The sequence below is a fragment of the Streptomyces sp. NPDC051211 genome, from assembly GCF_040689505.1.
In the GTDB taxonomy this organism is placed as follows: domain Bacteria; phylum Actinomycetota; class Actinomycetes; order Streptomycetales; family Streptomycetaceae; genus Streptomyces.
In genome coordinates this window covers 531667-553952 of the sequence record NZ_JBFBAV010000001.1, presented here as the reverse complement: position 1 = coordinate 553952, position 22286 = coordinate 531667, and the positions used below count along the sequence as shown (strand labels likewise).

At 70.6% G+C, this 22286-nt stretch carries 19 protein-coding genes; 13 read left to right on the top strand and 6 right to left on the bottom strand.

What is annotated here, in order from left to right; all coding sequences use genetic code 11:
* Nucleotides 1-313 precede the first annotated feature (313 nt).
* Together AB0447_RS02640 and AB0447_RS02635 are read right to left on the bottom strand one after the other, a co-directional pair.
* On the bottom strand, nt 314-2563 hold the full coding sequence (locus tag AB0447_RS02640; RefSeq protein ID WP_366474582.1) for a (Fe-S)-binding protein: 2250 nt from the start codon (nt 2561-2563) through the stop codon (nt 314-316).
* 142 nt (nt 2564-2705) lie between these two features.
* Nucleotides 2706-3209 (bottom strand): sugar transferase, encoded by a 504-nt coding sequence (locus AB0447_RS02635; protein ID WP_366474581.1) that lies wholly within the window; start codon nt 3207-3209, stop codon nt 2706-2708.
* Between the two features lie 224 nt (nt 3210-3433).
* Here AB0447_RS02635 and dnaK point away from each other — a divergent pair, with 224 nt between their 5' ends.
* The 4 genes from dnaK to AB0447_RS02615 are packed head-to-tail and all read left to right on the top strand — an operon-like array spanning nt 3434 to nt 7594.
* Nucleotides 3434-5284 (top strand): molecular chaperone DnaK, encoded by a 1851-nt coding sequence (gene dnaK, locus AB0447_RS02630; protein ID WP_366474580.1) that lies wholly within the window; start codon nt 3434-3436, stop codon nt 5282-5284.
* Nucleotides 5284-5925: a nucleotide exchange factor GrpE gene (grpE, locus tag AB0447_RS02625; RefSeq protein WP_366474579.1), complete on the top strand. Its 642-nt coding sequence runs from the start codon at nt 5284-5286 to the stop codon at nt 5923-5925. The genes dnaK and grpE overlap by 1 nt, the downstream gene beginning before the upstream one ends.
* A gap of 42 nt (nt 5926-5967) precedes the next feature.
* Nucleotides 5968-7146: a molecular chaperone DnaJ gene (gene dnaJ / locus AB0447_RS02620; protein ID WP_366474578.1), complete on the top strand. Its 1179-nt coding sequence runs from the start codon at nt 5968-5970 to the stop codon at nt 7144-7146.
* Nucleotide 7147: 1 nt separating this feature from the next.
* A complete protein-coding gene (locus AB0447_RS02615) occupies nt 7148-7594 on the top strand; it encodes a helix-turn-helix domain-containing protein (protein WP_366474577.1) in 447 nt (148 codons plus the stop codon).
* A 99-nt stretch (nt 7595-7693) separates the two neighbouring features.
* On the opposite strand, the gene AB0447_RS02610 is transcribed toward AB0447_RS02615, so the two are convergent.
* Nucleotides 7694-8680 carry a helix-turn-helix transcriptional regulator gene (locus AB0447_RS02610; protein WP_366474576.1) on the bottom strand — a complete coding sequence of 329 codons (987 nt, stop codon included), beginning with the start codon at nt 8678-8680 and terminating at the stop codon, nt 7694-7696.
* A gap of 326 nt (nt 8681-9006) precedes the next feature.
* On the opposite strand from AB0447_RS02610, the gene AB0447_RS02605 reads away from it, so the two are divergent.
* Nucleotides 9007-9321: a (2Fe-2S)-binding protein gene (locus AB0447_RS02605; protein ID WP_150208898.1), complete on the top strand. Its 315-nt coding sequence runs from the start codon at nt 9007-9009 to the stop codon at nt 9319-9321.
* A 132-nt stretch (nt 9322-9453) separates the two neighbouring features.
* On the opposite strand, the gene AB0447_RS02600 is transcribed toward AB0447_RS02605, so the two are convergent.
* The gene (locus AB0447_RS02600; RefSeq protein WP_366474575.1) at nt 9454-9858 is read right to left on the bottom strand and encodes a TIGR03618 family F420-dependent PPOX class oxidoreductase; all 405 of its coding nucleotides are present in this window, start codon (nt 9856-9858) and stop codon (nt 9454-9456) included.
* A gap of 129 nt (nt 9859-9987) precedes the next feature.
* Here AB0447_RS02600 and clpB point away from each other — a divergent pair, with 129 nt between their 5' ends.
* Both clpB and AB0447_RS02590 read left to right on the top strand, forming a co-directional pair.
* Nucleotides 9988-12588, top strand: a complete 2601-nt coding sequence (gene clpB, locus AB0447_RS02595; protein ID WP_366474574.1) for an ATP-dependent chaperone ClpB — start codon at nt 9988-9990, stop codon at nt 12586-12588.
* 134 nt (nt 12589-12722) lie between these two features.
* The gene (locus AB0447_RS02590) at nt 12723-13259 is read left to right on the top strand and encodes a YbjN domain-containing protein (RefSeq protein ID WP_366474573.1); all 537 of its coding nucleotides are present in this window, start codon (nt 12723-12725) and stop codon (nt 13257-13259) included.
* A gap of 24 nt (nt 13260-13283) precedes the next feature.
* Here AB0447_RS02590 and AB0447_RS02585 read toward each other — a convergent pair whose 3' ends face one another.
* A complete protein-coding gene (locus tag AB0447_RS02585; protein WP_366474572.1) occupies nt 13284-14468 on the bottom strand; it encodes a hypothetical protein in 1185 nt (394 codons plus the stop codon).
* Nucleotides 14465-15655, bottom strand: a complete 1191-nt coding sequence (locus AB0447_RS02580; protein WP_366474571.1) for a pyridoxal phosphate-dependent aminotransferase — start codon at nt 15653-15655, stop codon at nt 14465-14467. The genes AB0447_RS02585 and AB0447_RS02580 overlap by 4 nt, the downstream gene beginning before the upstream one ends.
* A 684-nt stretch (nt 15656-16339) precedes the next feature.
* On the opposite strand from AB0447_RS02580, the gene AB0447_RS02575 reads away from it, so the two are divergent.
* From AB0447_RS02575 to fbaA, 6 genes are all read left to right on the top strand, one after another.
* Nucleotides 16340-16861, top strand: a complete 522-nt coding sequence (locus AB0447_RS02575) for a DUF2617 family protein (RefSeq protein ID WP_366474570.1) — start codon at nt 16340-16342, stop codon at nt 16859-16861.
* A 115-nt stretch (nt 16862-16976) separates the two neighbouring features.
* Nucleotides 16977-18647, top strand: coding sequence for a polyamine aminopropyltransferase (locus AB0447_RS02570; protein ID WP_366474569.1), 1671 nt, complete (start codon nt 16977-16979; stop codon nt 18645-18647).
* A gap of 71 nt (nt 18648-18718) precedes the next feature.
* Nucleotides 18719-19618, top strand: a complete 900-nt coding sequence (locus tag AB0447_RS02565; protein WP_366474568.1) for an SRPBCC domain-containing protein — start codon at nt 18719-18721, stop codon at nt 19616-19618.
* Nucleotides 19619-19644: 26 nt separating this feature from the next.
* A complete protein-coding gene (locus tag AB0447_RS02560; RefSeq protein WP_366474567.1) occupies nt 19645-20427 on the top strand; it encodes an aldose 1-epimerase in 783 nt (260 codons plus the stop codon).
* A 28-nt stretch (nt 20428-20455) separates the two neighbouring features.
* Complete coding sequence (pyrE, locus tag AB0447_RS02555; protein WP_366474566.1) at nt 20456-20995, top strand: orotate phosphoribosyltransferase; 540 nt, start codon at nt 20456-20458, stop codon at nt 20993-20995.
* 218 nt (nt 20996-21213) lie between these two features.
* Nucleotides 21214-22236 carry a class II fructose-bisphosphate aldolase gene (gene fbaA, locus AB0447_RS02550; RefSeq protein ID WP_366474565.1) on the top strand — a complete coding sequence of 341 codons (1023 nt, stop codon included), beginning with the start codon at nt 21214-21216 and terminating at the stop codon, nt 22234-22236.
* Nucleotides 22237-22286 lie beyond the last annotated feature (50 nt).

The window sequence follows — 22286 nt, the reverse complement described above, 5'->3', positions numbered from 1 at the left end:
TGACATCCCTTAGGGGAACCCTGGGGGGATTTCCGCAGGCCGGATCTGTACCTGTTTGCGCCCTTTACTGCGTTGCATTGCAGTCTGTGCCGAGACCGTCGGGCACGCCGCTGACGCCCCCTGCTGCTCGCCGCGGGCGGCGGCATGGCGGCCTTCGGTGCGGCCGGCCTGGGCTTCGCCCTGCTCCGCCGCGGCCGGAACGGCTGAGGCGGGCTGAGACGGCTGAGACGGCTGAGACGCAAAAGGACGGCGCGCCCCTCCCGGAGGGGGCCCGCCGTCCTTTGCGTATCAGCGATGCGTAGGTGGCTCGGGGCTACTGAGCGGGCTCCGGCTCCGCCTCCGCCGTCGCCTCCACCGGGGTCTTCACCGACTCCAGCAGCAGCTGTGCCACGTCCACGACCTGCACCGACTCCTTCGCCTGGCCGTCGTTCTTCTTGCCGTTGACCGAGTCGGTCAGCATGACCAGGCAGAACGGGCAGGCGGTGGAGACGATGTCCGGGTTGAGGGACAGGGCCTCGTCGACGCGCTCGTTGTTGATGCGCTTGCCGATCCGCTCCTCCATCCACATCCGCGCGCCGCCGGCGCCGCAGCAGAAGCCGCGCTCCTTGTGGCGGTGCATCTCCTGCTGGCGCAGGCCCGGGACCTTGTCCATGATCTCGCGCGGCGGCGTGTAGACCTTGTTGTGGCGGCCCAGGTAGCAGGGGTCGTGGTACGTGACCAGACCGTCGACCGGGGTCACCGGGATCAGCTTGCCCTCGTCGATCAGGTGCTGGAGCAGCTGGGTGTGGTGGATGACCTCGTACTCGCCGCCCAGCTGCGGGTACTCGTTCGCGATGGTGTTGAAGCAGTGCGGGCAGGTCGAGACGATCTTCTTCGCCGACTTCGGCTTCTTCGTCGACTCGTCCTCGTCGTCCTCGCCGAACGCCATGTTCAGCATGGCCACGTTCTCCTGGCCCAGCTGCTGGAACAGCGGCTCGTTGCCGAGGCGGCGCGGCGAGTCACCGGTGCACTTCTCCTCGCCGCCCATGATCGCGAACTTGACGCCCGCCATGTGCAGCAGCTCCGCGAAGGCCTTGGTGGTCTTCTTGGCGCGGTCCTCCAGGGCGCCGGCGCAGCCGACCCAGTACAGGTAGTCGACCTCGCTGAGGTCCTCGACGTCCTTGCCGACGATCGGGACCTCGAAGTCGACCTCCTTGGTCCACTCGACGCGCTGCTTCTTGGCCAGACCCCAGGGGTTGCCCTTCTTCTCCAGGTTCTTGAGCATCGTGCCCGCCTCGGACGGGAACGCGGACTCGATCATCACCTGGTAGCGGCGCATGTCGACGATGTGGTCGATGTGCTCGATGTCGACCGGGCACTGCTCCACGCACGCACCGCAGGTGGTGCAGGACCACAGCACGTCCGGGTCGATGACGCCGTTCTCCTCGACCGTGCCGATCAGCGGGCGCTCGGCCTCCGCCAGGGCGGAGGCGGGGACGTCCTTCAGCTGCTCGGCCGTCGCCTTCTCGTTGCCCTCCATGTCCTTGCCGCCGCCGGCCAGCAGGTACGGGGCCTTGGCGTGCGCGTGGTCGCGCAGCGACATGATCAGGAGCTTCGGGGAGAGGGGCTTGCCGGTGTTCCAGGCGGGGCACTGGGACTGGCAGCGGCCGCACTCGGTGCAGGTGGAGAAGTCGAGGATGCCCTTCCAGGAGAACTGCTCGACCTGGGAGACGCCGAAGACGTCGTCCTCGCCCGGGTCCTCGAAGTCGATCTCCTTGCCGCCGGAGGTCATCGGCTGGAGCGCGCCCAGCGCCGTGGAGCCGTCGGAGTTCCGCTTGAACCAGATGTTCGGGAAACCGAGGAAGCGGTGCCAGGCCACACCCATGTTCGTGTTGAGCGAGACCGTGATCATCCAGGTGAAGGACGTGACGATCTTGAGCGCCGCGAAGAAGTAGGTGAGGTTCTGGAGCGTGCCCAGGCTCAGTCCGTCGAGGGCGGCGATCAGCGGGTACGAGGCGAAGAAGCCGGGCTCCCAGCCGGTCACGTGGTGCTGGGCACCCTCCAGGGCGCGCAGCGTCATGATGCAGACGCCGACGATCAGGATGACGGCTTCGACGAAGTACGCCTGGCCCGTCTTGGAGCCCGTGAAGCGGGACTTGCGGCCCGCCCCGCCCGGCCTGTTCAGCTGCCGGATCACGATCAGGGTCAGGATGCCGAGGACCGTCATCAGGCCGAGGAACTCGGTGAAGATCTCGTACGGCAGCCAGTCGCCGATGATCGGGATCAGCCAGTCGGCCTGGAAGAGCTGGCCGAAGGCGTTGACGATCGTGAGGAGCAGCGAGAAGAAGCCGACCGCCACGAACCAGTGCGCCACGCCGACGACGCCCCAACGGTTCATGCGGGTGTGGCCGAGGAACTCCTTGGCCAGCGTGATGGTGCGCTGCTTCGGGTCGCCGGTGCGCGTGCCCGCGGGTACGGGCTGGCCGAGCTTCACGAAGCGGTAGATCTGCGCGATGGCACGGCCGAACAGCGCGACGGCTACCACCGTGATGACCAGCGACACGATGATCGCGGCGAGTTGCATGAGGGGCTCCTCGAGCGGGCCTGCGAGGCGGAGCGCCGACACAGTCCAGTATGGCGCTACTAAGCGGTAACTTATTCAGTCAAGCTGAGGTTACCCAGTTCTAGGGCCGCACTGTAGTTGTGTGCCCGGTGATCTGTGTCGCTCAGGTGACCCTTCGCGGGCCGGCGGCCGCCCGCGGGGTACGCGCGAGGATGCCCAGATCCATGCCGAGCCAGTGGTTCTCCACGTAGTGGCGGTCCAGCAGGTCCATCTCCTCCCAGGGCAGCCCGGACCGTGCGCTGACCTGCCAGAGCCCGGTGATTCCGGGCCGTACGAAGAGCCGGTCGGCGGATCCTGGTGCGCCGGGCGGCAGCGGGCGCGGCCCCACGAGGGACATCTCGCCGCGCACCACGCTGATGAGCTGGGGCAGCCGGTCGAGGGCGTGGCGCCGCAGCGGCCCGTCCGGAGCTGTGCGGAATCTCCAGGTCCGGTACGGCCGGCCGCCGAGGCCGGCGGCGGGTTCGCGGACGAAGACCCGGCCGCCCCGGGTGGCGTACAGGGCGGCGGCGACGGCGAGCAGCGGCAGTGCGAGCAGGCCGAGCAGGGTCAGCGCGCCGACGAGGTCGAACACCCGCTTGGCGGGCGGCGGGGAGAGCGGCAGCGGCATGCAGGCACCGTGCCCGATGGGTGCGCCCCGGCCGTGGCGCCGCGCGGCGGCGGTCCCTCGCTCGGCCCTCTCTGCAGCCGGGAGGCAATGTGTGCAGCCGGGAGCATGGATTGCGCGTAAGGGCTGCCTAAAGGTTGAGCCCCCTCGACTCACCTCTGTTGACGTCGGCGCAGCGATGCGGCATGGTTGAGTCTGTTCCACTCAAGTCAGCTGGAGGAATCAAAATGGCTCGTGCGGTCGGCATCGACCTGGGCACCACCAACTCCGTCGTCAGCGTTCTCGAAGGCGGCGAGCCCACCGTCATCACCAACGCCGAGGGCGCCAGGACCACGCCGTCCGTCGTCGCCTTCGCCAAGAACGGCGAGGTCCTCGTCGGCGAGGTTGCCAAGCGTCAGGCGGTCACGAACGTGGACCGCACCATCCGGTCGGTGAAGCGCCACATGGGCACCGACTGGAAGATCAACCTGGACGGCAAGGACTTCAACCCGCAGCAGATGAGCGCCTTCATCCTGCAGAAGCTGAAGCGCGACGCCGAGGCCTACCTGGGCGAGAAGGTCACCGACGCGGTCATCACCGTGCCGGCGTACTTCAACGACTCGGAGCGCCAGGCCACCAAGGAGGCCGGTGAGATCGCGGGTCTGAACGTCCTGCGCATCGTCAACGAGCCCACCGCGGCCGCCCTGGCCTACGGCCTCGACAAGGACGACCAGACCATCCTCGTCTTCGACCTCGGTGGCGGCACCTTCGACGTGTCCCTCCTGGAGATCGGCGACGGCGTCGTCGAGGTGAAGGCCACCAACGGTGACAACCACCTCGGTGGTGACGACTGGGACCAGCGCGTCGTCGACTACCTGGTGAAGCAGTTCGCCAACGGCCACGGCGTGGACCTGTCCAAGGACAAGATGGCGCTCCAGCGTCTGCGCGAGGCCGCCGAGAAGGCGAAGATCGAGCTGTCCTCCTCCACGGAGACCACGATCAACCTGCCCTACATCACGGCGTCCGCCGAGGGCCCGCTGCACCTGGACGAGAAGCTCACCCGCGCTCAGTTCCAGCAGCTGACCGAGGACCTCCTGCAGCGCTGCAAGACCCCCTTCCACAACGTCATCAAGGACGCGGGCATCAGCCTCTCCGAGATCGACCACGTGGTCCTGGTCGGCGGCTCCACCCGCATGCCCGCCGTCGCCGAGCTCGTCAAGGAGCTGACCGGCGGCAAGGAGGCCAACAAGGGTGTGAACCCGGACGAGGTCGTCGCCATCGGCGCCACCCTCCAGGCCGGTGTGCTCAAGGGTGAGGTCAAGGACGTCCTGCTCCTCGACGTGACCCCGCTGTCCCTCGGCATCGAGACCAAGGGCGGCATCATGACCAAGCTCATCGAGCGCAACACGACCATCCCGACCAAGCGGTCGGAGATCTTCACGACGGCCGAGGACAACCAGCCGTCCGTGCAGATCCAGGTCTACCAGGGCGAGCGCGAGATCGCGGCGTACAACAAGAAGCTCGGCATGTTCGAGCTGACCGGCCTGCCGCCGGCCCCGCGCGGTGTCCCGCAGATCGAGGTCTCCTTCGACATCGACGCCAACGGCATCATGCACGTGACCGCGAAGGACCTCGGCACGGGCAAGGAGCAGAAGATGACCGTCACCGGCGGCTCTTCGCTCGCCAAGGACGAGGTCGACCGGATGCGCCAGGAGGCCGAGCAGTACGCGGAGGAGGACCAGCGCCGCCGCGAGGCCGCCGAGACCCGCAACCAGGCCGAGCAGCTCGTGTACCAGACGGAGAAGTTCGTCAAGGACAACGAGGACAAGGTCCCGGCCGAGGTCAAGACCGAGGTCGAGTCCGCCGTCGCCGAGCTGAAGGAGAAGCTCAAGGGCGAGGACACGGCCGAGATCCGCACCGCGACCGAGAAGGTCGCCGCGGTCAGCCAGAAGCTCGGCCAGGCGATCTACGCCGACGCGCAGGCCGCCCAGGGCGCCGCGGGTGCCGCTGCCGGTGACGCGGGCCAGGCCAAGGCCGACGACGACGTCGTCGACGCCGAGATCGTCGACGACGAGAAGCCGAAGGGCGGCGCTGCCTGATGTCGGAGGAGACCCCGGGCTTCGAGGAGAAGCCCGAAGTCCCCGCCGACGGCACGCCCGAGGAGCCGAAGGCCGCCGACTCCGCCGACAAGGCGGAGGGGGCGGCCCCGGCCGGGGACGCAAGCGCACCGGATGTCGCTCTGCTGGCGCAGCTGGACCAGGCCCGTACCGCGCTCTCCGAGCGCACCGCGGACCTCCAGCGGCTCCAGGCCGAGTACCAGAACTACCGCCGCCGGGTCGAGCGGGACCGGGTCACGGTCAAGGAGATCGCCGTCGCGAGCCTCCTGACCGAGCTCCTGCCCACCCTCGACGACATCGGCCGCGCCCGTGAACACGGCGAGCTGGTCGGCGGCTTCAAGTCGGTGGCCGAATCGCTGGAGACGGTCGCCGCCAAGATGGGCCTGCAGCAGTTCGGCAAGGAGGGCGAGCCCTTCGACCCGATGATCCACGAGGCCCTGATGCACAGCTACGCGCCGGACGTCACCGAGACGACCTGCGTGGCGATCCTGCAGCCTGGGTACCGGATCGGCGAGCGTACGATCCGCCCCGCGCGGGTCGCGGTGGCCGAGCCCCAGCCCGGGGCGGCGGCTCCCAAGTCGGAGGACTCGGAAGAGTCCGCCGACAAGAAGGACAGTGAATAGCAGCAGCGGCACCGCCGGCAGTACCTGGGAGGAGGGACGTCGATGAGCACGAAGGACTTCGTGGAGAAGGACTACTACAAGGTTCTCGGCGTCCCCAAGGACGCCACCGAGGCCGAGATCAAGAAGGCGTACCGGAAGCTCGCCCGCGAGTTCCACCCGGACGCCAACAAGGGCGACGTCTCGGCGGAGGAGCGCTTCAAGGAGATCTCCGAGGCGAACGACATCCTCGGCGACCCCAAGAAGCGCAAGGAGTACGACGAGGCGCGCGCCCTCTTCGGCAACGGTGGCTTCCGTCCCGGCCCGGGCGCCGGCGGCGGTACGTTCAACTTCGACCTGGGTGACCTCTTCGGAGGCACCCAGGGCGGGGCGGGCGGCGGCTTCGGCGGCGGCGGCATCGGCGACATGTTCGGCGGCCTGTTCAACCGGGGCGGCGCCGGCACGGGAACCCGTACCCAGCCGCGTCGCGGCCAGGACATCGAGTCCGAGGTGACGCTCAGCTTCACCGAGGCGGTGGACGGGGCCACGGTCCCGCTCCGGATGTCCTCCCAGGCCCCCTGCAAGGCCTGCTCCGGCACCGGCGACAAGAACGGCACCCCCCGGGTGTGCCCGACCTGCGTCGGCACCGGCCAGGTCTCCCGCGGCAGCGGCGGCGGCTTCTCGCTGACCGACCCCTGCGCGGACTGCAAGGGCCGCGGCCTCATCGCCGAAACCCCCTGCGAGGTCTGCAAGGGCAGCGGCCGGGCCCGGTCCTCCCGCACCATGCAGGTCCGGATCCCGGCGGGCGTCTTCGACGGCCAGCGGATCCGGCTGCGCGGCAAGGGCGCGCCCGGCGAGCGCGGCGGCCCGGCCGGCGACCTGTACGTGGTGGTCCACGTGGACACCCACCCGGTCTTCGGCCGCAAGGACGACAACCTGACGGTGACCGTCCCGGTGTCCTTCGCGGAGGCCACCCTGGGCGGCGAGATCCGGGTGCCCACCCTGGGCGGCCCGCCGGTCACGCTGAAGCTGCCTCCGGGCACGCCGAACGGCCGTACGATGCGCGCACGCGGCAAGGGCGCGGTCCGCAAGGACGGCACCCGTGGCGACCTGCTCGTGACGGTGGAGGTGGCGGTGCCCACCACCCTGTCGGAGAAGGCCCGCGAGGCGCTGGAAACGTACCGGGAGGCCACGGTGGACGAAGACCCCCGGTCCGCCCTGTTCGAGGCAGCGAAGGGAGCATGAGATGGACGGCCGACGACGTAATCCCTATCAACTGACGGATGAGACTCCGGTCTACGTGATCTCGGTCGCCGCTCAGCTCTCCGGTCTGCACCCGCAGACCCTCCGCCAGTACGACCGGCTCGGTCTGGTCTCCCCGGACCGGACGGCCGGCCGTGGCCGTCGCTACTCGGCCCGCGACATCGAACTGCTCCGCACGGTCCAGGCGCTCTCCCAGGACGAGGGCATCAACCTGGCCGGCATCAAGCGCATCATCGAGCTGGAGAACCAGGTCGCCGCCCTCCAGCAGCGGGTCGCCGAGCTGTCGGCGGCCGTCGACGGCGCGGCGGTCGCCATGCAGCAGCGCGAGGCGCAGGTCCACGCCTCGTACCGGCGCGACCTGGTCCCGTACCAGGACGTGCAGCAGACCAGCGCGCTGGTCGTGTGGCGGCCCAAGCGCCCGCAGGACTGAGGCGGAGGAGCGGGACGCTCAGGACGGACATCGAAGAGGCCCCCGCCCGGGAAACCGGGTCGGGGGCCTCCTCGTGCCCTCGGCAGGTGAAGGCGGAGCTCACTCCTCCGGGCGGCTGAGGATCCCCGACTGTGCGATGAGGTAGCCCAGTTGGGCCCGGCTGCCGCTGCCGAGGGTGCTGGCCAGCTTGGCGATGTGCGCCCGGCAGGTCCGTACGTTCATGCCGAGCCGGCGCGCGATGGCCTCGTCCACGTGCCCCTCGATGAGGAGTTGGGCTATCGAGCGCTGCACGCCCGATATCCCCGACGGCGTCGGATCGTACGGAATCTCCTCCAGCAGGGGCGTGGCCCGGCGCCACAGCTGCTCGAACACCTTGATGAGGTATTCGACGAGCCCGGGGTGGCGCAGTTCGAGGGCGACGCTGCGGTCGTCGCTGGCGGGGATGAAGGCGACGGTGCGGTCGAAGATGATGAGGCGCTCGATGAGTTCCTCGAGGGTGCGGATCTCCACCTTGCCCGCGGATATCCGCTCGACGTAGGCGAGCGTGCCCTGGCTGTGCCGGGCGGTGTGCTGGTAGAGCGTGCGGATGCTGACCCCGCGGTCGGTCAGCGGCTGGTCGCGCTCCAGCGCCTGCGTGAGGGCGTCTATGGGGCGGGCGCCGCCGGGCTGCACGGTGAGCATCTCCGTGTGGCATTCGGCGGTGGCGAGGTTCAGCGCCGCGTTGATGCGGTCGAATCCCTCGAGCACGGTGATCGCGTGCGTGGGCGCGGGAGTCAGCGCGCTGATGGCCATGAATGGCTCAAACGCTTCCGCCAGCTCGATCGACGTCCTGCGGCGTTGCAGGATTTCCCGCTCGATGGGGTGCAGCCGCTGGGCGAGCGCGACGGTGGGGGGAACCGGGCGGAGCCAGTTGGCGTCATCCGGATCCGGGTGCAGCAGCGCGAATTCCAGCAGGCAGGGGGTGTATTCGACCTCCGCGCGGGCTATACGCCCGGAGCTGAGGGCAGTGGCGTAGAGCTCGGCGCCGGGAGCGCACAGTTCCGTCACCGGGTGGGGATGTGTCTGTTCCGCACCTTTTTTCGGCATATCTCCCACCCCCAGGGTCTTGCATCTACAGGAACATGATGCACCGCCACGGTGGCGTCGGCGTGGCTCGATAAGTCATCGTCTGTCATGCGGGGGAGAGGAATCCATCCAGTGAGGACGAAGTCGACCATGTACAAGAGATTGCTTCGCTCGGTGGTTGCCGTTGCTCTCTCCACAGTTGTGGCTTACGGGGTGGCCGGCGGCGACACAGCCACGTTGGCGGGGATACCCGAGGACAGCGGCTGGACCAGTGCTCCGGTGGACAGCGGGTGGACGCTCAGCCCTCTGGACAGTGGGTGGACCACCCTGCCCGAGAAGGGTGTCGCATGACCCCCGACGACCGCGACTTCCGGCGGGAAATGGCCTCCGCCTACCGATCCGGGTGGCAGTTCATCGATCTTGTCACGGCGATCCCCCACGCCGGCGACTCGTTGATGGTCACCCTCTTCGGCCAGCCCATCGTCATCGTGCGCGAGGAGGACGAGGACGTCCGCGCCTACCGCTGCCTGCGCCGCCCCCGAGGTGCTCCGCAACCCGTTCGTTGCGAGGTCCGGTACGGCATGGTCTTCGTCAATCTGGATCAGCGTGACCACCAGCTCTTCGAGCCCGATATCACCACCGCCACCCCCCGCAGTGCCTGAAGCGATTCCCCCGTCGTTGAAGATCGCTCAGGCGCTTCCCCCACACAACGGCGCCATCGTGGACCTGAACACGATGGCGCCGTTGTGATGTCCGCGTCCAGTACCTGAACCGGACAAGGTGAAAGACGAACTTCAGGCCCGGCCCATGGCCCGGTCCAGCGTGATCTCGATGACCACCCGGTCCGGGTTGGGCGACGGGGTCCGCTCGTAGCGCTCCGCGTAGCGCGCCACCGCCTCGGCGACCGAGGCCTCGTCCGTACGGATCACCGCGCGGCCCTCCAGGGTGGCCCAGCGGCGCCCCTGCATCTGGCAGACCGCGACCCGGGCCCGTCCCGGCTGCGCCGCCAGCACGTTGCGGACCTTCTTGCTGTTCTTGTTGCTGATCACCCGTGCCAGCCCGGCCTCCGGGTCGTACGTCACGCCCACCGGCACCACGTGCGGGGTGCCGTCCGGGCGCGGGGTGGTCAGGGTGCAGACGTGCCGCTCCCGCCAGAAGGCGAGGTACTCGGGCGTCGGGTTGAGTACGTCGTGGGACATGGGCGAAGCGTACTCGGACGCCCACAACCGGCCTTGAGTGGAATAGACTCAACTTTGTACACGTTGATTCTGTCAGTATCTGTGTGACCAGCCATATCTGTGGACCGGAACGGAGAGGAGAAGCCGCACGTGGACGCCGAGCTGACCAACAAGAGCCGGGACGCGCTGAACGCCGCCACCAGCAGGGCCGTGAAGGACGGCCACCCGGACCTGACCCCCGCGCATCTGCTGCTGGCGCTGCTCGCCGGCCAGGACAACGAGAACATCATCGACCTGCTGGCCGCCGTCGACGCCGACCAGGCCGCGGTACGCTCCGGCGCCGAGCGGATCCTCGCCGGCCTGCCCAGCGTCACCGGATCGACCGTCGCGCCCCCGCAGCCCAGCCGCGACCTCCTCGCCGTACTGGCGGAGGCGGACAGCCGGGCCGGGAAGCTCGGCGACGACTACCTCTCCACCGAACACCTCCTCATCGCCATCGCCGCCAAGGGCGGCGCCGCCGGTGAGGTCCTGGACAAGCAGGGCGCGAGCGCGAAGAGGCTGCTCGACGCCTTCGAGAACGTACGAGGAGGACGGCGGGTGACCACCCCCGACCCCGAGGGCCAGTACAAGGCCCTGGAGAAGTTCGGCACCGACTTCACGGCCGCGGCCCGCGAGGGCAAGCTCGACCCGGTGATCGGCCGCGACCACGAGATCCGCCGCGTCGTCCAGGTCCTGTCCCGCCGCACGAAGAACAACCCGGTGCTCATCGGCGAACCCGGCGTCGGCAAGACCGCCGTCGTCGAGGGCCTGGCCCAGCGCATCGTGAAGGGCGACGTCCCGGAGTCCCTCAAGAACAAGCGCCTGGTCGCCCTGGACCTCGGCGCCATGGTGGCCGGCGCCAAGTACCGGGGCGAGTTCGAGGAGCGCCTGAAGAGCGTCCTCGCCGAGATCAAGTCCAGCGACGGCCAGATCGTCACCTTCATCGACGAGCTGCACACCGTCGTCGGCGCGGGCGCCGGCGGCGACTCCGCCATGGACGCCGGCAACATGCTCAAGCCCATGCTGGCCCGCGGCGAACTGCGGATGGTCGGCGCGACCACCCTCGACGAGTACCGCGAGCGGATCGAGAAGGACCCGGCGCTGGAGCGGCGCTTCCAGCAGGTGCTGGTCGCCGAGCCGACGGTGGAGGACACCATCGCGATCCTCCGCGGCCTCAAGGGCCGCTACGAGGCCCACCACAAGGTGGTCATCAACGACAGCGCCCTGGTCGCCGCCGCCACCCTCTCCGACCGGTACATCACCTCCCGCTTCCTCCCCGACAAGGCGATCGACCTGGTCGACGAGGCCGCCTCCCGGCTGCGCATGGAGATCGACTCCTCCCCGGTGGAGATCGACGAGCTCCAGCGCGCCGTGGACCGGCTGCGGATGGAGGAGCTGGCGCTCAAGAACGAGTCCGACCCCGCCTCCAAGGAGCGGCTGGAGAAGCTGCGCAAGGACCTCGCCGACAAGGAGGAGGAGCTGCGCGGCCTGACCGCCCGCTGGGAGAAGGAGAAGCAGGGCCTCAACCGGGTCGGCGCCCTCAAAGAGCGCCTCGACGACCTGCGCGGCCAGGCCGAGCGGGCCCAGCGCGACGGCGACTTCGACACCGCCTCCAAGCTGCTGTACGGGGAGATCCCCGCGCTGGAGCGCGAGCTGGCGGCGGCCACCGAGGCCGAGCAGGAGGCCGCCAAGGACACCGGCGCCAAAAACACCATGGTCAAGGAGGAGGTCGGCCCCGACGACATCGCGGACGTGGTCGGCTCCTGGACCGGCATCCCGGCCGGCCGGCTGCTGGAGGGCGAGACCCAGAAGCTGCTGCGCATGGAGCAGGAGCTGGGCCGCCGCCTGATCGGCCAGTCCGAAGCCGTGCGCGCCGTGTCGGACGCGGTCCGCCGCACCCGCGCGGGCATCGCCGACCCGGACCGCCCGACCGGCTCCTTCCTGTTCCTGGGACCGACCGGCGTCGGCAAGACCGAGCTGGCCAAGGCCCTTGCCGACTTCCTCTTCGACGACGAGCGGGCCATGGTCCGGATCGACATGTCGGAGTACGGCGAGAAGCACAGCGTGGCCCGGCTGGTCGGCGCCCCGCCCGGCTACGTGGGCTACGAGGAGGGCGGCCAGCTGACCGAGGCGGTCCGCCGGCGACCGTACAGCGTGGTGCTGCTGGACGAGGTGGAGAAGGCCCACCCGGAGGTCTTCGACATCCTGCTGCAGGTGCTGGACGACGGCCGGCTCACCGACGGCCAGGGCCGGACCGTGGACTTCCGGAACACCATCCTGATCCTCACCTCCAACCTGGGCTCCCAGTTCCTGATGGACCCGACGACGAGCGAGGAGGTCAAGCGGAACCAGGTCCTGGAGCTGGTCAGGTCCACCTTCAAGCCGGAGTTCCTGAACCGGCTCGACGACCTGGTGGTCTTCCACCCCCTCGGCCCGTCGGAGCTGTCCCGGATCGCCGAGCTGCAGATCGAGCGGCTGGCGAAGCGGCTGGCCGAGCGGCGGCTCACCCTGGACGTCACGCCGCAGGCCCTGGCCTGGCTGGCGGACAAGGGCAACGACCCGGCGTACGGCGCCCGCCCCCTGCGCAGGCTGATCCAGACGGCCGTCGGCGACCGGCTCGCCCGGGAGATCCTGGCCGGCGAGGTCAAGGACGGCGACACCGTCCGGGTCGACGTGGCGGGCGAAGACCTGCTGGTCGGGAAGGCCCTGTGAGGCTCTGTGAGCGGATGCTGACGCAGCGCTCCGGGCGGATCCTGTCCGCCCGGAGCGGATAGCGGTGGCGGGGCTTGCCAGGGGGTAGGCGCGATGGGGGAGGATGACTTCATCCGCACGAAGGGAAATACACGGTGAGCATCGACCCGGCCTCGATTCCGAATTTCGGGGGACAGCCCGAACCGCAGGCCTCAGGACCGGCGGGCCCCGTCGTCCCTGACCAGGATCTGGTCAAGCAGCTGCTGGAGCAGATGGAACTCAAGTACGTCGTCGACGACGAGGGTGACCTCGCGGCGCCGTGGGAGGAGTTCCGTACGTACTTCATGTTCCGCGGAGAGGGCGAGCAGCAGGTCTTCTCGGTGCGGACGTTCTACGACCGCCCGCACGCGATCGACGAGAAGCCCCAGCTTCTCGAGTCGATCGACGACTGGAACCGCCGCACCCTGTGGCCCAAGGTCTACAGCCACACCCACGACGACGGCTCGGTCCGCCTGATCGGCGAGGCGCAGATGCTGATCGGCACCGGCGTCTCCCTGGAGCACTTCGTGTCCTCCACGGTCAGCTGGGTCCGCGCCTCCATCGAGTTCGACAAGTGGCTCGTCGAGCAGCTCGGCCTGGAGCAGGAGATCGACTCTGCCGACGGCGAGGACAAGGGCGACGACCAGGAGTAACCCTGGACCCACAGGTCACGCACGTCACAACGGCAACGGGGCGCTGAGCAGCAGGTACGTCCCGTAGCCGTACGAGAGCCCGGCCAGTGCGGCGGTCACCGCGACCGCCGTCCTAGGCCGGGCTCGCGCCATTGCGGCCGCCGCCGGCAGCAGCAGCGGGAAGGCCGGCAGCAGGAACCTCGGCTTCGACTCGAAGAACCCGGCCCCGCCGAGCGTGATCACCAGCAGGGTGCCGGTGTACACCAGCAGCGGCAGCGGCGCCCAGGCGCGCGCCAGCAGCACCGCCATCACCAGGGCCACCACGATCACCACCGGCACCACGGTGGTGACCAGCGGGGTGTCCCGGGTCAGCACCTGCCCGACGGACCCGGCCACCCCCCAGCCGAAGTCGAAGTACGACCCCCAGCCGCGCTGCACCGCGAAGTACCCGCCGACCGGATCGCCCCGCCGCACCCCCACGGCCAGCAGGTACGCCGCCCAGCCCGCCGGCGCCAGCAGCCCGGCCGCCCACACCCGCAGCGGAGCCTCCGGCCGCAGCAGCAGCTCGTACAGCGCGGCCACCGACACCGCGGCCGCGACGGCTATCCCGGTCGGCCGGGTCAGCCCGGCGAGCACCGCCAGCCCCGCCGCCCACAGCCAGCGGCCGCGCAGGACCGCGTACAGGGCCCAGGCGGCGAGGGCGGCGAGCAGCGCCTCGGTGTACGCGATGCCGAGCACCACCGAATGCGGCAGCACCCCCCACAGCACCACCAGCAGCAGCCCGGCCCGCGCCCCGGCGACCAGTTCCCCGACCCGGTACACCCCGACCGCGCCGACGACCGCGGCCCCCCAGGCCACCAGCAGGCCGGCGCCGGCCGGCCCCACCCACGGCAGGAGCGCGCCGACGCCCCGCATCAGCCCGGGGTACAGCGGGAAGAACGCGAGATCGCTCTGCACGGAGTCGATCTCCGGCCACACCTGCGTCCGCCCGTACCCCTGCTCGGCTATCCCGATGTACCAGACGGAGTCCCAGGACGCCCCGAGCACCCCGACGGGATCCTTCCCGGCCCACCACGCGGAGACGGCCACCAGGAGAACCCCGAGCGCCCGCACGGCCACGAACCCCGCAACGGCCACCACCCCCCAACCGACCCCGCCCCCACTGCCCCCCGCTTCCTGGCGCCGCCCGGCGGGGGCGGCGGCGGTGGCTATGCCCCCCGGCGTGCTCACAGCCGCTGCAGGCGGGTGGCCGCCTCCTCCAGGACGTCCGTGCGCTTGCAGAAGGCCCAGCGGACCTGGGTGCGGCCCGCTTCCTTGTCGTCGTAGAAGACCGAGTTGGGGATGGCGACGACTCCGCAGCGGTCCGGGAGGGAGCGGCAGAAGGCGAGGCCGTCCTTTTCGCCGAGGGGGGCGATGTCGGTGGTGATGAAGTACGTGCCCTGGGGGCGGAACACCTCGAAGCCGGCCGCGCGGAGGCCGGCGGTGAGGATGTCCCGCTTGTGGGCCAGGTCGGCGCGGAAGGACTCGTAGTAGCCGTCCGGGAGGGCGAGGGCCTCCGCGATCGCGTACTGGAACGGGCCCGAGGAGACGTACGTCAGGAACTGCTTCGCGGAGCGGACCGCCGAGACCAGGGCGGGGGAGGCGGTCACCCAGCCGACCTTCCAGCCGGTGAAGGAGAACGTCTTGCCGGCCGAGGAGATGGAGACGGTGCGCTCGCGCATGCCGGGCAGGCCGGCGAGGGGGGTGTGGGCGCCTTCGAAGACCAGGTGCTCGTAGACCTCGTCGGTGACGACCAGGAGGTCGCGCTCGACGGCGAGTTCGGCGATCGCGGCGAGCTCGGCGCCCGTCAGGACCGCGCCGGTCGGGTTGTGCGGGGTGTTCAGCAGGAGCAGCCGGGTGCGCGGGGTGACGGCGCGCCGGAGTTCGTCCAGGTCGAGGGCGAAGACCCCGTCGCGGGGGCGGAGCGTGACCGGGACCCGGGTGGCGCCGGCCATCGCGATGCAGGCCGCGTACGAGTCGTAGAAGGGTTCGAGGGCGATGACCTCGTCGCCCGGTTCGAGGAGGGCGAGCAGGGCCGCCGCGATGGCTTCGGTGGCGCCCGCCGTGACCAGCACCTCCGTGTCGGGGTCGTAGGACAGCCCGTAGAAGCGCTGCTGGTGGGCGGCGATCGCGTTCCGCAGCTCGGGGATGCCGGGGCCGGGCGGGTACTGGTTGCCCCGTCCCGAGAGCACCGCGCGGGAGGCGGCCTCGGCGATCTCGGCCGGGCCGTCGGTGTCGGGGAAGCCCTGGCCCAGGTTGATCGACCCCGTGCGGGCCGCCAGCGCCGACATCTCCGCGAAGATCGTCGTGCCGAAGGCGGCCAGGCGGCGGTTCAGGAAGGGGCGGCTGCCGCCCACAGGTGCGCTCATGACCGCCATCCTGCGGGCAACCTCTGGACTTGCTCAAGTGTGCTTTGGGCGCGTCGCCGTTCGGGCATTTTGACGTCACGCGGGACGGGGGATCCCGCAACTCGGGGGACCGAGGTGAACCGAAGGAGGTGGGAGACCGTGTTCGAGGCTCTCATCGTTGGACTTCCGATCCTTGTCGTGATCGTCATCGGGGCAGCCGTGACCGTGAGCCGGGACACCCGTCCGCACCGTCCGCACCGCACCTCCCGTCGTGGGGGCTCGAGCTGGTGGGTCGGCGACAGCGGCTCGTCCTGCGGCTCCTCCTCCTCGTCCTGTGGCTCGTCCTCGTCCTCCTCCTGCGGTGGCGGGGGCGGCGGCGGTGGGGGTGGAGGCTGCGGCGGCGGCAGCTGACACGGGGCAGCTCGGCGCCGCGCGTGAAAGGGGCGCTCGACGGGGACAACTACCGTCGGGCGTCCTTGCGTTGGCCCACCCTGTGAACATGTGAACTGGGTAGCGCCCGGAGGGATGTAAACCCCAGCAAGTTGGGTAAAAACGCTGTGAGTGCCGTGCCCTTCATGATTCCCTCGGTTGAGTAGACCAGTCCCCGGACCTCCCGGGACTCCCTGTGGACCCGAGCCGGTGACCCGTCACCCCCACCCACGTGTTTTCGGCGGGCACCGGCCCCTCTCCCTCGCGCGTTTGCGGAGCCGACTCATGCTCACGACCCTCCAGACCACCTACACCGACACGCGTGCCGCCGACCTCGCCTGGGCCCTGGGCCGTGACCCGCTGCCCGCCCTGGCCGTACTGAACCTCGAACTGGCGGGCGCGAAGGTGGAGTTGCGCCTGCTCGGGGCCTCTCATCAGGTGCTGCTGGAGGAGGGCGAGGTGCTCTGCTCGGAGACGGTCGCCTGTATCCCCGGCAGCAGTACGCCGCTGCCGCTCGGGGTCGCCAAACGGGTGGGCGACTGGGAGTACGAGTTCGCGGCACGGGTCGAAACCCTGTCGCAGGGCTCGTTCGCGGGGCGCGCGCAGGAGTTGCTCGCGCTCGTGGCCGATCACCCGAACGGGTTGGCGGGCACTTTCCCGGGCAGCCCGCACGCCTTCACCGCGATGCTCGCCCAGCGCCACGAGGGCCAGGTGCGATGGCGGACCTGGCACGCCTACCCGCAGGAAGGGCAGCTGGTGGCCACCCGCACCAGGGTCGGCGTACGGATGGCGGCCGCGGCGCGATAGCGCCGTACGGAGCGCGATCGTTTCTGCAGCGTTACTCCAACTGCCGTAGCCAGTGCCCCGGTTGCACCCATGTGGGTGACCGGATGCGGGCGGGGAGTGACGTACGGTTCGCTGCATGATCGACCGTTCCGCCCCCGGCGGGGTACTCCCGGCGGCGCCGGAGCCGCAGGCGGCGCAGACGAACACAGCGGCCCGGGCCGCGCTGCCGGTGCGGCCGCGGACCGGCCGGCTGCTCGTCCTGGCCACCGTGTTCGTCTGCGCCGCCTGCGGACTCGTATACGAGCTCGAGCTGCTCGCCCTCGCCTCGTACTTGATCGGTGACACGGTCACCCAGGCGTCCGTCGTGCTGTCCGTCATGGTCTTCGCCATGGGGGTGGGCTCGCTCCTCGCCAAACGGCTGCGCGCCGCTCCAGCCGCCGGCTTCGGCGCCGTCGAGGCCGTCCTGGCCCTGGTCGGCGGCCTCTCGGCGACCGCCCTCTACGCCAGCTTCGCCTGGCTGGGGGAGTCCCGGCCCGCCCTGGTCGCCTTCTCGCTGGCCATCGGCATCCTCATCGGCGCCGAGATCCCGCTGCTGATGACCCTGATCCAGCGGATCCGCCGGCAGGACGCGGGCGGCGCCGTCGCCGACCTGTTCGCCGCGGACTACGTCGGGGCCCTCGTCGGCGGCCTGGCCTTCCCCTTCCTGCTGCTCCCGCTGCTCGGCCAGCTCACCGGCGCCATGCTCACCGGCATGGTCAACGCGGCCGCCGGCGGGGCGCTGGTGCTCTGGCTGTTCCGCCGCGACCTGACCCGCCGCGCCCGCTGGCTGCTGCTCGCCGCGAACGCGACCGTGCTGGCGCTGCTCGCCTCCGCCACCGTCCTCGCCGACGACTTCGAGCGGGTCGCGCGCAGCGCCGTCTACGGGGGCGAAGTACGGGTCGCCATCCAGACCGGGGTGCAGGAACTCGTGGTCACCGGGCCCGACAGCGGCTCCCCGCGCTCCCTCGACCTGTACCTCGACGGACGGCTCCGGGTCAGCGGCTACGACGAGTACCGCTACCACGAGGCGCTGGTGCACCCCGCGATGTACGGGCGCCGCGCGCGGGTGCTGGTCCTCGGCGGCGGGGACGGGCTGGCCGCCCGGGAGGTGCTGCGCTACCGGGACGTGGAATCGGTGACCGTGGTGGAACTGGACCCGGGGGTGGTCCGGCTCGCCCGCACCGACCCCATGCTGTCCGCGCTCAACGGCCGGGTGTACACCGACCCCAGGCTCGACGTGGTCACCGCCGACGCCTTCCGCTGGCTCCGCGACCCGGCCGTGCCCAAAGACTGGGACGTGATCATCTCGGACCTGCCGGACCCCGGGATCACTCCCAGCACCAAGCTCTACTCACAGGAGTTCTACGGACTGGCCGCCCGGGCCCTGCGGCCGGACGGACGGATCGCGGTGCACGCGGGGCCCCTCTCCACCCGGCCGCGCACCTACTGGACGGTCGAGTCCACCCTGCGAGCGGCCGGCCTGAGCACCGCCCCCTACTCGGCGGGCGGCCGCCTCTCCGGTTTCGCGGCCGGCCCGGACCGCACCCCGGGCCGGGTGGGCGGAGCCGGCGCCTCCTCCCCGCAGGACTGGGGCTTCGTACTGGCCGGGGCGGGCAGCACCCCGGAACTCGGGGTCGAGCAGGACACCGGGCTGCGCTCGCTGTCCACCACGGCCCTGCGGGCGGCAGCCCGGGACACCGAGCGCCTGCGGATCCGGGGCCTGCCGCCGTCGACGCTCCCGCACCCGCGGTACGCCAGCGCTTCCTGATGCCGCTCCCGTGTGATCCCGGCTCGTGTTCGGGCGGGTGCAAGCGGGGTGAGCCCCGCTACGCTCGCCTCATGGAGCATCAGGTGTTCGTTCCGGTGGCCGCTGACGACCTCCGCGCCGTGCTGCGCGATCCCGTGCGGGTGGCCCGCTGCGTGCCCGGGCTCCAGCAGGACGCCGACGAGGCGTCCGGTCCGCTGGCCGGGCGGCTCAAGCTGCGGGTCGGCGGGCACACCGTGACCTACCGGGGTGCGCTGGCCGTCTCCGAGCCGGAGGCGGACACCTTCGCGATCGAGGGTGAGGGCACCGAGGTCCGCGGCAGCGGCGCGGTCAAGTTCGGCCTGACCCTCCGCCTGGAGCCGGCCGAGGGCGGCACCCGGCTGCACTTCACGGCCGGAGCCGGCGCGGACGGGCGGGCCGCCGCCTTCGACCCGGCGGCCACCGTCACCGCCGTGCAGCGGCTGCTGGACCGGGCCGCCGCCCAGCTGACCGGCGCGGCCCGCGGCCTGCCGGACACGGTCCCGGACACGGCACCGGACACGGACACGGACACGGCACCGGACACCGCCGCCCACGCAGCCGACGCCCCGGGCGCCGAGCCGGCCTCGGAGCCCGGTCCGGACGCGGCCCTCCCGCCGACGATCGAGCCGACGGTCGAGTCGACGGACGAGCTGGGCCCGGACGGCACCGGCTCCGTGTTCGAGACCGACGTACCACCGCCCTCCCTGGACCCCTTCATCGACGCCGAGTTCGGTGACGAATCCCGTCCGCCCGCCGAGGCCGCGCACGCCCGCCGCACGATGATCGGCCGCAGTGCCGAGGAGGTCGACCACGCCCCTCCGCGCGGCCGCTACGCCCCGGTCCCGGCGCCCGACGCCGGTGCCTCCGGCGGGAACCTGCGCTGGCTCGCCCCCGCCGCCCTCGCCCTCGCCGGAGCCGTGGTCTTCGGCCGCGCCCTCCGCCGCCGCCGATAAGGCCCCACACCGCCTAAGGTCGGATCATGACTACGCAACTGAGGGCCGGCGGTGCCGAGGTGACCGTCGACCAGGAGAACGGCTGCCGGATCAGCAGCCTGCGCGTCGACGGTTCGGAACTGCTCCGCCAGGGCGAGAAGTACGGCTGCTTCCCGATGGTCCCCTGGTGCGGCCGGATCGAGCTGGGGCAGTTCCGCAACGGCGGCGAGCGCCACCAGATGCCGGTCAATTCCGCCCCCCACGCCATCCACGGCTTCGGCCGGGACGCCGCCTGGAAGCAGGCCCGGTCCGGCCCCGCCGAGGCCGCCTTCGTCTACGACCTGGCCGACCCGTGGCCCTACCCCGGCCGGGTCACCCAGACCGTCGAACTCACCGAGTCCTCCCTCACCCTCGCCATGGGCATCGAGACCTATGCGGACTCCTTCCCGGCGCAGGCCGGCTGGCACCCCTGGTTCCGGCGCCACCTCGGTTACGGCGAGGACGTACGGATCGGCTTCGAGCCGGAGTGGCAGGAGGAGCGCGGCAAGGACCACCTCCCCACCGGCCGCCGGATCGACCCGCAGCCCGGCCCCTGGGACGACTGCTTCGGCATGCCCTACGGCGTGGACGTCACCCTCACCTGGCCGGGTGCGCTGGAGCTGAGGATCACCAGCCGGGCCGAATGGGTGGTCGTGTACGACGAGGAGCAGGAGGCCGTGTGCGTCGAGCCGCAGAGCGGACCGCCGAACGGGCTGAACACGCTGCCCCGGCTCGTGACGCCTGTCGACCCCCTGGAGGTCGCGACCACCTGGACCTGGCGTCGCCTTTAGGGGTGCCGGCACCCCCTAAGCTGGCCGCATGAGTGACGTGCGTGGTGAGCTGCTCCAGCAGATCAAGGACAAGGCCGTGGTCCACGGCAAGGTGATTCTCTCGTCGGGGCGTGAGGCCGACTACTACATCGACCTCCGCCGGATCACCCTCGACGGCGAGGCGGCGCCGCTGGTCGGCCAGGTCATGCTGGACCTGACCGAGGACCTCGACTTCGACTGCGTCGGCGGCCTGACCCTCGGCGCCGACCCCGTCGCGACCGCCATGCTGCACGCCTCCGCCGCGCGCGGCTCCCGCCTGGACGCCTTCGTGGTCCGCAAGGCGCAGAAGGCCCACGGCATGCAGCGCCGCATCGAGGGCACCGAGGTCAAGGGCCGCCGCTGCCTGGTGGTCGAGGACACCTCGACCACCGGCGGGTCCCCGCTGACCGCGGTCGAGGCCGTCCGCGAGGCCGGCGGCGAGGTCGTCGCCGTCGCGACGATCGTGGACCGCGGTGCCGCCGACGCCATCGCCGAGGCGGGCCTGCAGTACCTCACCGGGTACCGCCTGGAGGACCTCGGTCTGTCCTGACCCGTGGACAGTCCGGTGCCCCGGGGCAACTGGTGACTGAGCCCGGGAACCGGTCCTGACCTGCTCTTTTCCCCGGGGGCGGAGCGTTTCACGTGAAACGCTCCGCTACCGCGGGGGTGGAGTGCGAGCCGGAGTCTGGAAAGATAGGCCCGACGGTGACGTCGCCCCCAGGTCAGGGCCAGTAACCAGACACTCCCGCACATCCAAGGAGCGGACAGATGCCCATCGCAACCCCCGAGATCTACAACGAGATGCTCGACCGGGCGAAGGCAGGCAAGTTCGCCTACCCGGCCATCAACGTGACCTCGACCCAGACCCTGCACGCTGCACTGCGCGGCTTCGCGGAGGCCGAGAGCGACGGCATCATCCAGATCTCCACCGGTGGTGCGGAATTCCTGGGTGGCCAGTACAACAAGGACATGGTCACCGGCGCCGTCGCCCTGGCCGAGTTCGCGCACGTCGTGGCTGCGAAGTACGACATCACGGTCGCGCTGCACACCGACCACTGCCCCAAGGACAAGCTGGACGGCTACGTCCGCCCGCTGCTCGACATCTCCGCCGAGCGCGTGGCCAAGGGCCAGAACCCGCTCTTCCAGTCGCACATGTGGGACGGCTCCGCCGAGACCCTCGCCGACAACCTGGCCATCGGCCAGGAGCTGCTCGCCAAGGCCGCCGCCGCCAAGATCATCCTCGAGGTCGAGATCACCCCGACCGGTGGCGAGGAGGACGGCGTCAGCCACGAGATCAACGACGAGCTGTACACCACCGTCGAGGACGCGATCCGCACCGCCGAGGCCCTGGGCCTGGGCGAGAAGGGCCGCTACCTGCTCGCCGCCTCCTTCGGCAACGTGCACGGCGTCTACAAGCCGGGCAACGTCGTCCTGCGTCCCGAGCTGCTGAAGGACCTGCAGCAGGGTGTCGGCGAGAAGTACGGCAAGACCTCCCCGTTCGACTTCGTCTTCCACGGCGGCTCCGGCTCCACCGAGCAGGAGATCGCCACCGCGCTGGAGAACGGCGTCGTGAAGATGAACCTCGACACCGACACCCAGTACGCCTTCACCCGCCCGGTCGCGGACCACATGTTCCGCAACTACGACGGTGTCCTGAAGGTCGACGGCGAGGTCGGCAAGAAGTCCACCTACGACCCGCGCACCTGGGGCAAGCTGGCCGAGGCGAGCATGGCCAAGCGCGTCACCGAGGCCTGCGCCAACCTGCGTTCCACCGGCACCAAGCTCAAGTAAGCGGCTTGGGCGGCCGGTCGGCCGCTGCTGACCGAGAAGGGCCCTGCCCC